The sequence below is a fragment of the Luteimonas sp. BLCC-B24 genome (assembly GCF_028550595.1).
GTDB lineage: Bacteria > Pseudomonadota > Gammaproteobacteria > Xanthomonadales > Xanthomonadaceae > Luteimonas.
The window spans coordinates 52,899-66,471 of sequence record NZ_JAQQGN010000008.1 but is presented as its reverse complement, the minus strand read 5'-3'; the positions used below and the strand labels follow the sequence as shown (position 1 = coordinate 66,471).

The following is a 13,573-nucleotide window of genomic DNA, read 5'->3' as shown; positions in this document are numbered from 1 at the left end:
TCGCGGCGGCTCGCCCGGCATCGCCGCTATGCTGGCGCCCCGCCCGGGAGCCCCTATGACGCCACTGCGTATCGCCATCGTCGGTTACGGCACGGCCGGCCAGGCCGCCGCCGTGCTGCTCGCGCGCGACGGACACCGGGTCGAGGTCTTCGAACGCGCGCCCGAGCCGGGGCCGGTCGGCGCCGGTTTCCTGCTTCAGCCCACCGGGCTGCAGGTGCTGTGGCGGATGGAATTGCTGGGCGCCGTGCTGTCGCACGGCGCGCGTGTCGATCGGCTCTACGGCGACACCCCTTGCGGCCGTGCGGTCATGGACATGCGCTATGCGGGTCTCGACCCCCGCCTGTGCGGCATCGGCATGCAGCGCGGCGCGCTGTTCTCGATCCTCGATCAGGCGCGCGCCGAGTCCGTGCAGTTGCACGCCGGGGTCACCATCGAGGGTCCGGACGACGCCGACGATCGCTGGCTGCGCGCGACCGGTGGTGCCCGGTACGGCCCGTTCGACCTGGTCCTGGCGGCGGACGGCGCGGCCTCACGTCTGCGCGCGCGGATCGGCCGCGTGCGCCGCGACGCGGTGTATCCGTGGGGCGCGCTGTGGTGCCTGCTCGACGCGCGCGACTGGCCGCATCCCGCCGAACTGCGCCAGCGCTACGTCGCCGCGCGCCGGATGATCGGTCTGCTGCCCGTCGGCACGCGGCCGGGCGACGCGACGCCGCGGCTCAGCTTCTTCTGGAGCCTGCCGGTCGCGGCCTTCGACGGCTGGCAGGCAGCCGCGCTCGAGGACTGGCGCGACACGGTGACGTCCCTCTGGCCCGAAGCGTCCGCGCTGCTCGCCACGACCACCACGCATGCCCAGCTGGCAGGCGCGACGTATCGCGACGTCTCGCTGGGCCAGTGGCACCGCGGCCGCTGGGTGCTGCTCGGTGACGCTGCGCACGCGATGAGCCCGCAGCTGGGACAGGGCGTCAACATGGCCCTGCTCGACGCCGAAGCCTTGCGTGATGCCTTGCGCGCGGAAGCACTTCCGGATGCGTTGGCCACGTATGCCCGCGTGCGTCGCCGGCACGTCGCGATGTACCAGTTCTGGAGCCGCTGGCTGACGCCGGTATTCCAGTCCGAGCGCGACCTGATCGCGAAGGCGCGCGATGTCGCGTTTCAACCGATGGGCCGTCTGCCGGGCGGGCGCGGGCACATGTTGCGGGTGCTCAGTGGCACGCAGCACGGCGTGTTCGGATCGCTGGCGTTGGCGCCGGCGTTTGTGGACGCCTTGGGTGGGTTTCGGACGGCCGGGGTTTCTACGAAGTAGTCGCGCCTCTGCCTGGCTTTCGTTGTTGCTCAGGCTTCCGCCTTTCCGCTTTGGATTTGTTTTTCGGCTTCGGCGTTTGCTTCGGCTTCCGCTTCCGCTTCGGCTTCGGCGTTCGCTTCGGCTCTGGCTCTGGCCTTGGCTTCCAGCTTTTGACTTCAATAGAGCCGTAAAGCGAGCCGAGCACCGGAGCCTGGCGTGGCCGAAGAGCAGCCCATGTTTGAGCGTAGCGAGTTTGGGCTGCGTGCCGCGTCAGGCGAGGAGCGGAGGGAACCGATGCGGCTTCATCGCATCGGCTCGCGTCCGGCGAAGACGGTTTTGCTTACTTTTGCCAAGACAAAAGTAAGCCGCGCGACAGCGCGGAAGCCCTGTCTTTGATCTTCGCTCCTGCGGTTGATCTTTTGCTTCGAATATCAAAGTCGCAAAGCGACGAGCGAAGAAGCGAAAGCAAGTGCAGGGCTTTCGCCCGCTGCGCGTGCGAGTCCCTTTTTGGATGGACCCAAAAGGAACCAAAAGGTCCCTTCGCCGGACGCGATCCGCCGCGATACAGCCGCGGCGGTTCCCTGCGCTTCTCGGGTAGCGGGGCACGCAGCCCAAACTCGCTGCGCTCAGACATGGGCTGCTCTTCGACCCCGCCGCCCTGCGATGCTCGGCTCGCTTTACGGCTCGATTCAAATCAAACGCCAAAGCCAAAGCCAAAGCCAAAACTAAGACCAAGACCAGGACAACGTGTAGGAGCGCGCTTGCGCGCGAAGCGGCGTCGCCCACAGCGCCCATCGCGCGCCTACGAGGGTCGACGCAGGCTCAGTCGATGAACTGCAACCGCGCGAGTTCCGCGTAGAGCCCGCCCTGTGCGATCAGTTCGGCGTGCGTGCCTTGCGCGATGATGCGGCCGGCATCCATCACCACGATACGGTCGGCCTTGAGTACGGTCGCCAGACGGTGCGCGATCACCAGCGTGGTGCGTCCCTCCATCAGTCGCGCCAGCGCCTGCTGCACGGCGTGTTCGCTCTGGGCATCGAGCGCGGAGGTGGCCTCGTCGAGCAACAGGATCGGTGCGTCGCGCAGCAGCGCCCGCGCGATCGCGATGCGCTGCTGCTGGCCGCCGGACAGGCGGGCGCCGCGTTCGCCGAGCTGCGCGTCGTAACCCTCGGGGAGCGCAGCGAGAAACGCATGCGCCTCCGCGGCCCGCGCGGCGGCTTCGACTTCGGCGTCGCTGGCGTCGAGCCGGCCGTAGCGGATGTTGTCGCGCGCCGTGGTCGCGAAGATGGTCGGCTGCTGCGCGACCAGTGCGATCTGCGCACGCACCTCGTCCGGGGGCAGCGAGCGCAGGTCGATGCCGTCGATCGCCACGGCGCCCTGTTCGGGGTCGTGGAAGCGCAGCAGCAGCGACAGCACCGTGCTCTTGCCCGCGCCCGACGGCCCGACCAGCGCCACCGTCTCGCCGGGCGCGACGTGCAGGGTGAAACCATCCAGCGCCGGGCTGTCGGGACGCGTGGGGTAATGGAAAGTGACGTCCTCGAAGGCCAGGGAGCCGCGGGCTTTCGCCAGCGCGGTGCCGGGCTGCGAGGGGCCGCGAATGCCGGGCGTTTCGACCAGCAGTTCGGAGATCCGGCCCATGCCGCCGGCCGCGCGCTGCAGTTCGTTCCACACCTCGGCCAGCGCGCCGACCGAGCCGGCGCCGAACAGCGCGTAGAGCACGAACTGGCCCAGCGTGCCGGCGGTCATGTCGCCGCTGATCACGTCGTGCGCGCCCGACCACAACACGGCCGTCACCGCGCCGAAGATCAGCGTGATCGCCACCGCGGTGATGATGGCCTGCAGGCCGATCCGCCGGCGCGCGGTGGCCACCGACACCGCGACCGCACCGCCGAAGCGGTCACGCTCGTAGGGCTCGCGCGCGTGCGCCTGCACCGTGCGGATGGCGCCCAGCGTTTCGTTGGCCAGCGCGTTCGCATCCGCGATGCGGTCCTGGCTCTGGCGCGAGATCTTCTCCAGGCGCCGGCCGCCCAGCACCAGCGGCAGGACGAACAGCGGAATGCCGATCAGCGTGAAGGCGGCCAGGCGCGGGCTGGTGACCACCAGCATCGCCATGCTGCCCAGTACCATCACCGTGCTGCGCAGTGCGACCGACATCGTCGAGCCGACCACCGAGCGCAACAGTTCGGTGTCGGCGCTCAGGCGCGAGACCAGATCGCCGCTGCGGTTGCGCTCGAAGAACGCCTGGTCGAGGTCGAGCAGATGCGCGTAGAGCCGCGTGCGCAGATCGGCCACCACACGTTCGCCCAGCAGCGACACGAAGAAGAAGCGCGCCGCGGTGAACAGCGCCAGCGCGACCGCCACCAGCAGCAGCACGGCGAAGGTCGCATCGATGCGCGCCGGATCGGCGAAACCCTGGTCGATCATGCCGCGCACCGCGACGGGCAGGCTCAGCGTGGCCACCGACGACAACGCGAGCGCGATCAGCCAGGCGGCGAACAGCCCGCGCTGGCGCATCACGAACGGCCACAACATCTTCAGTGCGGTGACGGGCGCCTTGGCTTGACCGGCATCGGGGGCACGCGGAGATCGGAAGGCCATCAGGGGGCATCGTCCGCGGCGGGAGCGAACTCGACCCGGTCACGAGTGGCATCGCGCAGGCGCGTTTTCAAGTCCGCCACGTCCGTGCGCGGCAGTTCGATGTCCAGCACGGCGCCGCGGGCGTCGAAGGTCTCCGAGAGTTTGCGCACGTGCAGCGCGGCGAACGCGGTGTGCACGCTGCCGAGCGCATCGAAGGGGGCGCGCAACGTGAGGCGCGCCAGTTCGATCAACGGCCGACGCGTGGCGGTGCGCAGACACTCGGCCGCGCAGCCGCCGTAGGCCCGCACCAGGCCGCCCGCGCCGAGTTTGACGCCGCCGTACCAGCGCACGACGACGACGGCGATGCGATCGAAGCCCTGGCCGTCGATCGCGGCGAGGATCGGCCGGCCCGCGGTGCCGGCCGGTTCGCCGTCGTCGCTCGAGCGGTACTGGTCGCCGACCCGCCATGCCCAGCAGTTGTGGGTGGCGTCCGCGACGTGGACATCGCGGAGGAACGCCAGTGCGCCGTCCTCGTGCTCGACCGGCGCGGCATGCGCGACGAAGCGGCTGTGCTTGATCTCGAGCATGTGGCTGGCCGGCGCGGCCAGGGTGTCCAGCGGCACGGGCGCGTCAATCCAGCAGCGCGCGCAGGTCGGGCGGCAGGTCCGCGTCCGGATGGCGGCGGTGGAACTCGGCCAGGCTGGCACGCGCCGCGGCGATGTCGCCGGTGTCGAGGAGTTCGCGCACGCGGTCCAGCCATGCGGCGCGCACCTGGGGCGAATCGGCTGTGGCCGGCGGCTCGTCGTGATCGGGGGCGTCGTGGACCTCGTGCAACGGCGCGGCGCGGCGCAGGGTCGCCTCGCTGCGCGGCGCGGCGGGCGCGGCGCTCGCGGCCTCGGGCGCCGCGTCCGCCCGGGCGGACACGGGTGGCGCGGGAACCGGATCGGCGCCGGATGCGGTCACGCGCGCAGTCTCGGCGGCGGGCACGGAATCCGCCTGCGTCGCGGCCTGCGCCGGTGCAGGGGCGGCGGCCCTGGTGAGCGCGTGCCCGTCATCCGCTTCGGCGCCGCCCGGCGGCGCGGCTGCCGGCGATTCCACCGACGCGGTGTCGAAGGTGGGGGAGTGATCGGCGCCGGGCTCGGCGAAGGCGGGCACATCTGCCGCCGGGGCCGGCGCGATGCGGGCGGCTGCAGGGGCCGGATCTTCCGACCACGGCTCCGGCCGCGTGTCCGGCGCGGGACGCAGCTGCCAGGCGACACCGACGGCGACCAGCAGCGCCGCCGCCACGCCGGCGCCGACGGGCCAGCGTCGATGCGGACGCCGCTGCGACGACGCAGCCCGCGGCGCGACATCGGCCACTGCGGGGCGCGGGCCGGTCTCGGGTGCGACCGCGGCCCGTGCCGCCGCGAGGATCGACGCATCGACCGCCGGCGACGGCGACGCCGTCGCGTCGGCCGCCAGCCGCGCGGCGAGGGCGCGCTCGTCGGAGTCCAGAGGCGTGTGGGAACGGTGACTCATGGGTTCAGCATCGCGCGAAGTTTGTCCATGGCGTAGCGCAGGCGCGATTTGACGGTCTCGCGCCCGGCGCCGGTGATCTCGCCGATCTCCTCCAGCGAGAGCGCCTGTTCGAGGCGAAGCAGCACGACTTCCCGCTGTTCGTCCGGCAGGGCGTCGAGGGCGCGGTGCAGGCGTCGACGTTGTTCGAACGCATCCGCCTGACGCTCGGGCGTGTCCGGATCGACGATCGCCGCGGTGCGGGCATCGGCATCGTCCGGTGCGGGTGGGCGATGACGCGCTGCGCGCCAGTGATCGGCCAGGCGATTGTGGGCGATGCGGTAGAGCCAGGTCGTGAACAGTGCGTCCGGACGCCAGCTCTCACGCGAGGCGATCACGCGTTGCCAGACGTCCTGGAAGACATCGTCGGCGAGCGCGGGGCTGCGCAACTGGTGCACCAGGAAACGGTAGAGCCGGTCGCGATGCCGGTGGTACAGGACCTCGAACGCCGCTGCATCGCCCGCGGCGAAGGCCAGCATCAAGGCATCGTCGCCGGGAGTTGCCTGTGCGCTGGCGGAATCGTCCATGGCGGGCAGGGTACGTGCTGGCCGGAGCGCCGGGAAGACGCGTTCGGGGGCTCGGTGAACCCGGGGCAGGGGCGCGGACGCAGACATGTCCGGGTCAACGTCCGGGCGGCGCGAACGGGGTCGCGGCCGCGGCGCGGGTGCCGGATTTGGGTATGCTGCCGCGGGGGAAGGGAGATCCGGGAATATCGTGTCCGCACGTCATCGCCTATCGACGGCTGTCCGGCAGTCGCCCGTCGACGTGGACGCGCGTCTGCGCCCGATCGTCGAGACTGCGCCCTCCGGCGTCGCCGCGGCGCTGTACTGGCGATGCGCCCTGCTGGGCTGCGGCACATTGGGCACGGCGGCCGCCACGCCCGCGCTGCACGCGCGCGTCGCGTCCGCGGACGACGAGGCCGCGGGCGACGACGCCACGCCCGGCCTGCGCGTGCTGCGCCGGGACGATCTGTATCTGGCGGCCGCGCTCGACGCGCCGGCCGAAGGCGCCGCGGAGGCGGCCTGGCTCGCGCTCGTCCTGCACGCGGCCGCCAGCGCCATGGACACGCTGCATGCGGAATTGCGCCTCGACCAGCTGCGTCGCTCCGAGCGCCTGCAGCAGGCGCTCTACGAGATCGCCGATCTCGCCGGTTCCACGCTGGAAATGGACGAGGTGCTGCGCCGCATCCACCGCGTGGTCGGCGGCCTGACCACGGCCGAGAACTTCTACATCGTGCTCTACGACGATCTGCGCGACACGATGCGCTTCCTGTATTTCGTCGACGAGCGCGACCCGTGGACGGCGGATCCGGACGAGGAGCTGGCGCTCGAGACGATGCCGCACAGCCTGACGACCGCGCTGCTGCGCGAGGGCCAGCCGATGCTCGGACCGTCGGCCGAACTGCGCCGGCGCCACGGCGTGCGCGACGCCGAATTCTTGAACGGCCCCGACAGCGCGGACTGGCTGGGCGTGCCGCTGCGCCGCGACGGCCATGTCTGCGGCGCGATCGTCGTCCAGAGTTACGACCTGCCCGGCCGCTACACCGACGACGACCGTGCGTTGCTCGAGTTCGTCGCCCAGCACATCCTCACCGCGCTCGATCGCAAGCAGGCCCAGGCCGAGCTCGAACGCCGGGTCGCCTCGCGCACCCTCGAACTGCAGGAGGCCAACTACGGCCTGCAGGCACAGATCGCCGAGCGGGCACGCGCCGAGACCCTGCAGCGTGCGCTGTACCGGATCAGCGAGCTGTCGATCGCGGCCGGCAGTCTGGAGCGGTTCTACGCCGACCTGCACGCCATCGTCGGCGAGCTGCTGTATGCGCGGAACTTCTACATCGCAATGCTCAGCGCGGACGGGCAGCATCTCGAGTTTCCGTATTCGGTCGACGAACGCGACGCCGTGCGGCGCACCCGGCCGCTGGCCGACGGCCTGACCGAATACGTCATCGCCAGCGGCCAGCCACTGCTCGCGCGGCGCGAGAGCATCCTGCTGCTGGAAACCCGGGGCGACGTGCGCAGTCGCGGCTCGCGCGCGCAATGCTGGCTCGGCGTGCCGTTGACGCGCGACGACCGGCCCGTCGGCGTGATCGCCGTGCAGAGTTACGACCCCGAGATCGGGTTCGCACCCAGCGACCAGGCCCTGCTGACCTTCGTGGCCCATCACATCGACAGCGCGCTCGAGCGCAAGCGCGCGCAGGACGCGCTGAAGGCCGCGCATGCGGAGCTGGAATTCCGCGTGGAGGCGCGCACCCGCGAACTCGAGGACGCCAATCGCGAACTGCGGGCGCAGATCGGCGAGCGCGTCCGGGCCCAGCAGCGGCTGGTCCACCAGGCGCGCCACGACCCGCTGACCGGTCTGCCCAACCGGCTGCAACTGCTCGAGCGGCTCACCCGCGCGCTGCAGCCGGACACCGAGGGCGCGCGCGCGCCGTTCGCGGTGCTGTTTCTCGATCTGGACCGCTTCAAGCTGGTCAACGACAGCGTCGGGCATGCGGCCGGCGATGCGATGCTGGTCGAGATCGGGCAGCGGATCTCGGCCATGCTCGGTCCGCAGGATCTCGTCGCCCGGCTCGGGGGGGACGAGTTCGCCGTCATGCTCGGGGGAGTCGACGATCCGGGGATCGCCGAAGCGACCGCCGACGCCTTGCTCGCAGCGCTGGCGCGGCCGATCTGGGTGGCCGGGCGTGAGCTGTACCCGTCGGCCAGCATCGGCATCGCGATGTCGCATCCCGATTACGTCGACGGCCACGGCCTGCTGCGCGACGCCGATGCGGCGATGTACCGCGCCAAGGCCTGCGGCCGCGATCGCAGCGAACGCTTCGACGAGGCGATGCGCGCCGAGGCGACGCGCCTGCTGGATCTCGAAGCCGATCTGCGCCGGGCGATCCTGCAGGACGCGTTCGAACCGGTGTTCCAGCCGATCGTGCGCCTGGCCGACGGCGCCGTGGTCGGCCACGAGGCGCTGCTGCGCTGGCGCCACGAGGTGCACGGCATCCTGCCGCCGACCGAGTTCATCGGTGTCGGCGAGGACAGTGGCCTGATCGAGCAGGTCGACTGGCTGATGTACCGCAAAGTGGTCCGGCGCATGGCCGGCGATGCGAGCAGCGGTTACGTCTCGATCAACGTCTCGCCGCGCCACTTCCGCTCCGACGACTTCGTCGAGCGGCTGCTCGCGCTGGTCGACGACGCCGGCGCCGATCCGCGCCGGCTGCGCATCGAGATCACCGAGGTGGCGCTGCTCGACGATGCGCCGCGCGCGCTGCGCATGCTGGAAACCCTGCGCGGCCACGGGGTGACGGCGTTGCTGGATGACTTCGGGACGGGGTTCTCCGCGCTGTCCTACCTGCACCGGTTTCCGATCCAGGCGCTGAAGATCGACCAGAGCTTCGTGCAGGGCCTCGGCAGCGGCATGCACGCCGAGAGCCTGGCGCTGGTGCGCGCGATCCTCGCCCTGGCCGGAACGCTGGGCATCGACACGATTGCCGAAGGCGTGGAAACCCAGCAGCAGCGGGAACTGCTCGACGGACTCGGCTGCCAGTACGCGCAGGGGTTTTTCTACGGACGTCCGGCGCCTGACCCGGTGGCGCACCCTGCGGACTGAGTGAGCGCCGCGTCACCAGCGCCCGGCGCGCGGGTCAGGCCGCGACCTCGACGCAATCGCGGCCGTTGGCCTTGGCGACATAGAGCGCGCGATCGGCCACCGCGAATGCGACCTCGATGCGCTCGCCGTGCGCGGGCGCCATCACGTGCACGCCGATGCTGGCGGTGACGTGGATGCGCAGATCGCCCGAAACGCAGGGCTCCTCGTTCAGCGCGCGGCGGATCCGCTCGGCGATCGCCACCGCGCCGTCCAGGTCCTCACCCGGCAACGCGGCCACGAACTCCTCGCCGCCGAAGCGGGCGAGCAGGGCGTCGTGCGGACGCAGGGTCCGGCCGATGCGGTGGGCCGCCCAGCGCAGGCAGTCGTCGCCGGCGAAATGGCCGTGGCGATCGTTGATCGCCTTGAAGTGGTCGAGGTCGATCATCATCAGCGCCAGTGGCGTGCCGGCGGACCGCGCCTGTTCCGACAGCGCGGCGAAGGCCTCCTGGAACCAGGCCCGGTTGTAGAGCCCCGTCAGTCCGTCGCGCCGGCTCGAGTCGCGCAGGCGTGCATGCGCATCCTCGAGGCGCAACAGTGCGCTGCGCACCTCCTGGGTGCGCTGCGCGACCTTGCGCTCGAGCCGCTGGTTGGTCTCGGCGACGATGCGCTGGTTCTCGTTGCGCAGCGCCGCGTAGCGATGGCCGAGCGCGATCGACAGCAGCAGCATCTCCAGCGCGGAGCCGATCTGCACGCCGTACTCGGTGAGAAACACCTTGGGCAGTACGCCGAATGCCAGCAGAGTGAACGCCGCGGTGCCGAGCAGGAAGGCCGACCAGGCCAGCAGCAACAGCTTGGCCGGCGTGTAGCCGCGACGCAGCACGACGACGGTGGCGATGACGATGCCGACCACGCCGATCAGCACGGCACGCGAGGCCAGCGGCGTGGAGATCCGCAGCGGCAGCCAGAACGACGCGATGCCCAGCAGGACGAAGAACACGATCAACGCCTGCAGCAGGCGGTTGCCGGCCGGCCAGCGGCGTGGCAGCTCGAGAAAGGTGCGCGAGAACTGCAGCATCGCGATCAGTGCCAGGCAGATCGAGATCGGCACCATGTGGTCGGCCAGCCACGGTGACCGGGGCCACAGGTATTCGAAGCCCAGCCCGTTGAGCGTGAACAGCACCAGCCCGAACGCGGTGATGTGGCACAGATACCAGAAGTAGCTCGCATCGTGCAGCCACAGCCACAACACGAGGTTGTAGAAGAACAGCGCGAGCAGGATGCCGTAGTACAGGCCGATCGCGAACTGCGCATCGCGCGAGACTTCGGTGAAGGCCGCCGGTGTGGAGAGCTGCAGCGGCACCTGCATCGAACTCTGGCTCTCCACCCGCACGAGCAGGTCCACCGGCACATCGACGGGCAGGTCCAGCGCGAAGTTCGGATGCCGGTAGCGGATGCTGCGTGCACTGAAGGGGCGATGGTCGCCGCCGGCGTGGACCGACGTGTGGCCGTCGGCACGACGTACGTGGACATCCAGCCGGTCGCTGAGCGGGTACTCCTGCACCAGCAGCCAGCGCGTCTCCGTCGGATCGCGGTTGACCACGCGCACGTGGAACCAGAACGCGCCGGACTGGAAGCCGAAGGCGCCGTTGCCGTCGGGCAGGGGCGCGAGCGCCTCGTCCGCGACGCGGGTCCACAGGGCTTCGGCGTGTTCGTCGCCGCCGACGTCGTGGTGATAGCGCGCATGCGGGCCGAGCGCGACGGTGCCCACGCCCGGCAACAGTTCGACGTCGGGCGGCGCGGCGGACGCGAGCAGCGACAGACAGGCGAGCAGCAGGCCGGCCGCCATGCGCCACCCACGGCGGCGGGTTCCGATGCTGCCTGTCCCCATCCCTGTTGCCCCTTGTGGCGATTCCCTGTTGCGCACGCGTTTCGACATCTGACCGCGACCTGTCCATCGGTCACTAGCGAACGCAGCCAGCGTACGGCAGCGGCCAGCTGAAATCACCCGAGGGCATAATCCGCGCTCCGTCGTTCTGTCCGGTCGATGCCCCATGCCTCCGTCACGCCGCGCCCTGTGCCTGCTGATTCCGCTCCTCGTGTCCGCCGGCCCGCTGCTCGCCTGCGACCGCGGCCGTGTGTTCGAGGATCGCAACGGCGACGGGCGCCAGGACGCGGGCGAACCGGGGCTCGCCGGCATCCGGGTATCGGATGGCCGGCGCATCGTCGACACCGGTGCAGACGGGCGCTTTTCCGGTCTCGATGGTCGCGCCGTGGTTTTCGTCATCAAGCCGGCGGGCTACGGCGTCGCGCGCGACGGCGCGGTGCCGCGCTTCTGGCGGGCCGCCGGTGCGCGCGGCGACGCGTGTACGTTCGCCCTGCAGCCGCGGACGCCGGAGGCCGCGCTGGACGTGCTGGTGTTCGCCGACCCCCAGGCCGGACGCGAGGCCGAGGTCGGCTACTACGAACGTTCCGTGGTCGCGCGGGCGCGCGACGTGCCAGCATCGCTGGGCCTGACCCTTGGCGATATCGGCAACGACGTGCCGGCGCTGTATCCCGCGATCAATCGTGCGACCGCGCAGCTCGACGTGCCGTGGCTGCATCTGCCGGGCAATCACGATCTGGATTTCGAGGCCGGCGATGATCCCGCGTCGACGGCGTCCTACCGCGCCGTCTACGGGCCCGAGACCTATGCCTGGGAAGAGGCGCAGGCCAGCGTGCTGATGCTGGACAACGTGATCTACCAGCCCGGCGCGCGGCCTGCCTACGTGGGCGGTCTGCGCGAGGACCAGTTCGCGTTCGTCGAGGCCTATCTCGCCGGGGCGCCGACCGATCGCCTGCTGGTGGTGGGTGCCCACATCCCCTGGTTCGACACCGCGGCCGAGGGCGCGGCCGAGACCGTGCGCAGCGCCGACCGCGCGCGTTTGTTCGCGCTGCTGGCGCGGTTTCCGCACGTGCTGCTGCTCAGTGGCCACCGGCACACGCAGCGCCACGTGCATCACGGCCCCGACAGCGGCTGGCACGGGGCGACGCCGTTGCACGAGTACAACGTGGGCGCGGCCAGCGGCGCGTTCTGGAGCGGCGCGCCGGATGCCGACGGGATTCCGGCCGCGACCATGGCCGACGGCACGCCGCACGGGTTCGCGAGTCTCCGGGTCGAGTCCGGCCCCGCTTACCGACTCGACTGGCATCCCGCCCGGCGCGACGACGACCCGGCGACGACGGAGGCGATGGCCCTGCACGCACCCCGCGTGCTGCGACAGGGCGCGTACCCGGCCTGGGGGGTCTACGCCAACGTGTTCATGGGGCAGGCCGATACACGCGTGGAGTACCGCGTCGGCGACGGCGACTGGCGGCCGATGCGGCGGGTGGACCGCGCCGATCCGGGACTGGTGATCGAGAACGTCCGTGACGACACCACGCCCGAGCTGCGCGGATTCGACCGGTCTCCCGAAGCCGATCTGTCCAGTCATCTGTGGCGCGGCGCGCTGCCGACCGACCTGCCGCTCGGTGCCCATGCGGTCGAGGTGCGCGTGTTCGACCCGTGGCACGGGGAGCGCCGCGCATCGACGGCGTATCGGCTGGAGGCCTGGTCCGCAGACTGACGTGCCGAGGGCGGCCCGTCGCTGCGGCTCGCCACGAGGGCAGCCGGGAGCGGCGCGCGCGCCGGGCGCGGCTCAGTCCACGGGATAGGGGTAGCGGGCCGGGGCGGCGGGCGGCAGCGTCGCCAGCCAGCGCGCCAGACGCGGCGGCACACGCTTGCCGACGTCGATCTGCGGGCGCGACGGCGTGAAGCCGAGACCGGTTTCACGCGCGGCGATCGCATGCGTCGCGTGCCGGTACGCCGCGGTGAAGTCGCGATCCCGGTTGAGGCCGTCGAGCAGCCACGCGCGACCGAAGAACGTGATGGTCGATTCGCTCCCGCAGCCGAACGATGGCCGGTCGGCCGCGGCGGCGGTGATCACCAGCGTGTCGGGTGCACGCAGCGCGGGAACGAAACCGCCGGCGTAGCACGCCGACACGACGACGATGCGCGGACCGATGCCGGCCTGGTCCAGCATCGCGCGCAATGCCTTCGGGCGGATGGTCTCGTCCACGTAGGGCGGCCAATGCACGCCGAGCTGGTGGTCCTCGCTGCCGTGCATCGTGAGGTAGAGCAGCAGCAGATCGTCGGGCCGCTGCCGGGCCGCCACCCGTTCCAGCGCATGACGCAGATTGGCGGCCGTGGCGAGCGGCCGCGGCCGCGCGTCGAGACTGTCGGCGTGGTTGACCAGCGTGAGCGTGCGCGCACCGGCGCCGAGGCGCGCGGCTGCACCGCTTTCGAGAAAGTGCACCTCGTTGCGGAACACGTCCTCGGTGCCGTCACCGGCCATGCCGATCACGTACAGCACCGGCGCCTCGTCCGCGGGGGCGGGCATGCGCGCCACCGCCGTGTCGATCAGGGCGCGGTCGCGGACGGCCAGTGCCGCCTGCGGACCGGGCGCCGCCGTGTCGTTCGCCGCGGCCCAGGCGCAGGCGAAGGCCAGCAACAGCCCGGCGAGCGCATGCGGCCAGCGTGGGCGGACGGGACGGGACACGGGCCGG

9 protein-coding genes are annotated in these 13,573 nt (G+C 71.3%); 3 read left to right on the top strand and 6 right to left on the bottom strand.

Annotated features, from left to right (window positions below; genetic code table 11):
• Positions 1 to 55: 55 nt before the first annotated feature.
• Positions 56 to 1,303, top strand: a complete 1,248-nt coding sequence (locus tag PQS31_RS14615; protein ID WP_272763484.1) for an NAD(P)/FAD-dependent oxidoreductase — start codon at positions 56 to 58, stop codon at positions 1,301 to 1,303.
• An 801-nt stretch (positions 1,304 to 2,104) separates the two neighbouring features.
• Here PQS31_RS14615 and PQS31_RS14610 read toward each other — a convergent pair.
• Genes PQS31_RS14610 through PQS31_RS14595 form a run of 4 tightly spaced genes read right to left on the bottom strand, consistent with a single transcriptional unit; the run spans position 2,105 to position 5,940 of the window.
• Positions 2,105 to 3,880 carry an ABC transporter transmembrane domain-containing protein gene (locus PQS31_RS14610; protein ID WP_272763483.1) on the bottom strand — a complete coding sequence of 592 codons (1,776 nt, stop codon included), beginning with the start codon at positions 3,878 to 3,880 and terminating at the stop codon, positions 2,105 to 2,107.
• Positions 3,880 to 4,482: a YigZ family protein gene (locus PQS31_RS14605; protein WP_272763482.1), complete on the bottom strand. Its 603-nt coding sequence runs from the start codon at positions 4,480 to 4,482 to the stop codon at positions 3,880 to 3,882. Before PQS31_RS14605 ends, PQS31_RS14610 begins: the two co-directional genes overlap by 1 nt.
• A gap of 7 nt (positions 4,483 to 4,489) precedes the next feature.
• Positions 4,490 to 5,377, bottom strand: a complete 888-nt coding sequence (locus PQS31_RS14600) for a hypothetical protein (protein WP_272763481.1) — start codon at positions 5,375 to 5,377, stop codon at positions 4,490 to 4,492.
• Positions 5,374 to 5,940: an RNA polymerase sigma factor gene (locus PQS31_RS14595; RefSeq protein WP_272763480.1), complete on the bottom strand. Its 567-nt coding sequence runs from the start codon at positions 5,938 to 5,940 to the stop codon at positions 5,374 to 5,376. Before PQS31_RS14595 ends, PQS31_RS14600 begins: the two co-directional genes overlap by 4 nt.
• Positions 5,941 to 6,178: 238 nt before the next feature.
• Between PQS31_RS14595 and PQS31_RS14590 the strand changes: the two genes are divergently transcribed.
• Positions 6,179 to 9,013: an EAL domain-containing protein gene (locus PQS31_RS14590; RefSeq protein ID WP_272763479.1), complete on the top strand. Its 2,835-nt coding sequence runs from the start codon at positions 6,179 to 6,181 to the stop codon at positions 9,011 to 9,013.
• Positions 9,014 to 9,047: 34 nt separating this feature from the next.
• On the opposite strand, the gene PQS31_RS14585 is transcribed toward PQS31_RS14590, so the two are convergent.
• On the bottom strand, positions 9,048 to 10,838 hold the full coding sequence (locus PQS31_RS14585; RefSeq protein WP_272763478.1) for a diguanylate cyclase: 1,791 nt from the start codon (positions 10,836 to 10,838) through the stop codon (positions 9,048 to 9,050).
• Positions 10,839 to 11,043: 205 nt separating this feature from the next.
• Here PQS31_RS14585 and PQS31_RS14580 point away from each other — a divergent pair, with 205 nt between their 5' ends.
• Positions 11,044 to 12,594, top strand: a complete 1,551-nt coding sequence (locus PQS31_RS14580) for a calcineurin-like phosphoesterase C-terminal domain-containing protein (protein ID WP_272763476.1) — start codon at positions 11,044 to 11,046, stop codon at positions 12,592 to 12,594.
• A gap of 72 nt (positions 12,595 to 12,666) precedes the next feature.
• Here PQS31_RS14580 and PQS31_RS14575 read toward each other — a convergent pair whose 3' ends face one another.
• Complete coding sequence (locus tag PQS31_RS14575) at positions 12,667 to 13,566, bottom strand: C13 family peptidase (protein ID WP_272763475.1); 900 nt, start codon at positions 13,564 to 13,566, stop codon at positions 12,667 to 12,669.
• Between the last annotated feature and the right edge of the window lie 7 nt (positions 13,567 to 13,573).

Excerpts from the sequence above, each read along its gene's own strand:
- PQS31_RS14615 (WP_272763484.1), top strand. The coding sequence starts at position 56 with ATGACGCCACTGCGTATCGCCATCGTCGGTTACGGCACGGCCGGCCAG.
- PQS31_RS14610 (WP_272763483.1), bottom strand. The coding sequence starts at position 3,880 with ATGGCCTTCCGATCTCCGCGTGCCCCCGATGCCGGTCAAGCCAAGGCG.
- PQS31_RS14600 (WP_272763481.1), bottom strand. The coding sequence starts at position 5,377 with ATGAGTCACCGTTCCCACACGCCTCTGGACTCCGACGAGCGCGCCCTC.
- PQS31_RS14595 (WP_272763480.1), bottom strand. The coding sequence starts at position 5,940 with ATGGACGATTCCGCCAGCGCACAGGCAACTCCCGGCGACGATGCCTTG.
- PQS31_RS14585 (WP_272763478.1), bottom strand. The coding sequence starts at position 10,838 with ATGGCGGCCGGCCTGCTGCTCGCCTGTCTGTCGCTGCTCGCGTCCGCC.
- PQS31_RS14580 (WP_272763476.1), top strand. The coding sequence starts at position 11,044 with ATGCCTCCGTCACGCCGCGCCCTGTGCCTGCTGATTCCGCTCCTCGTG.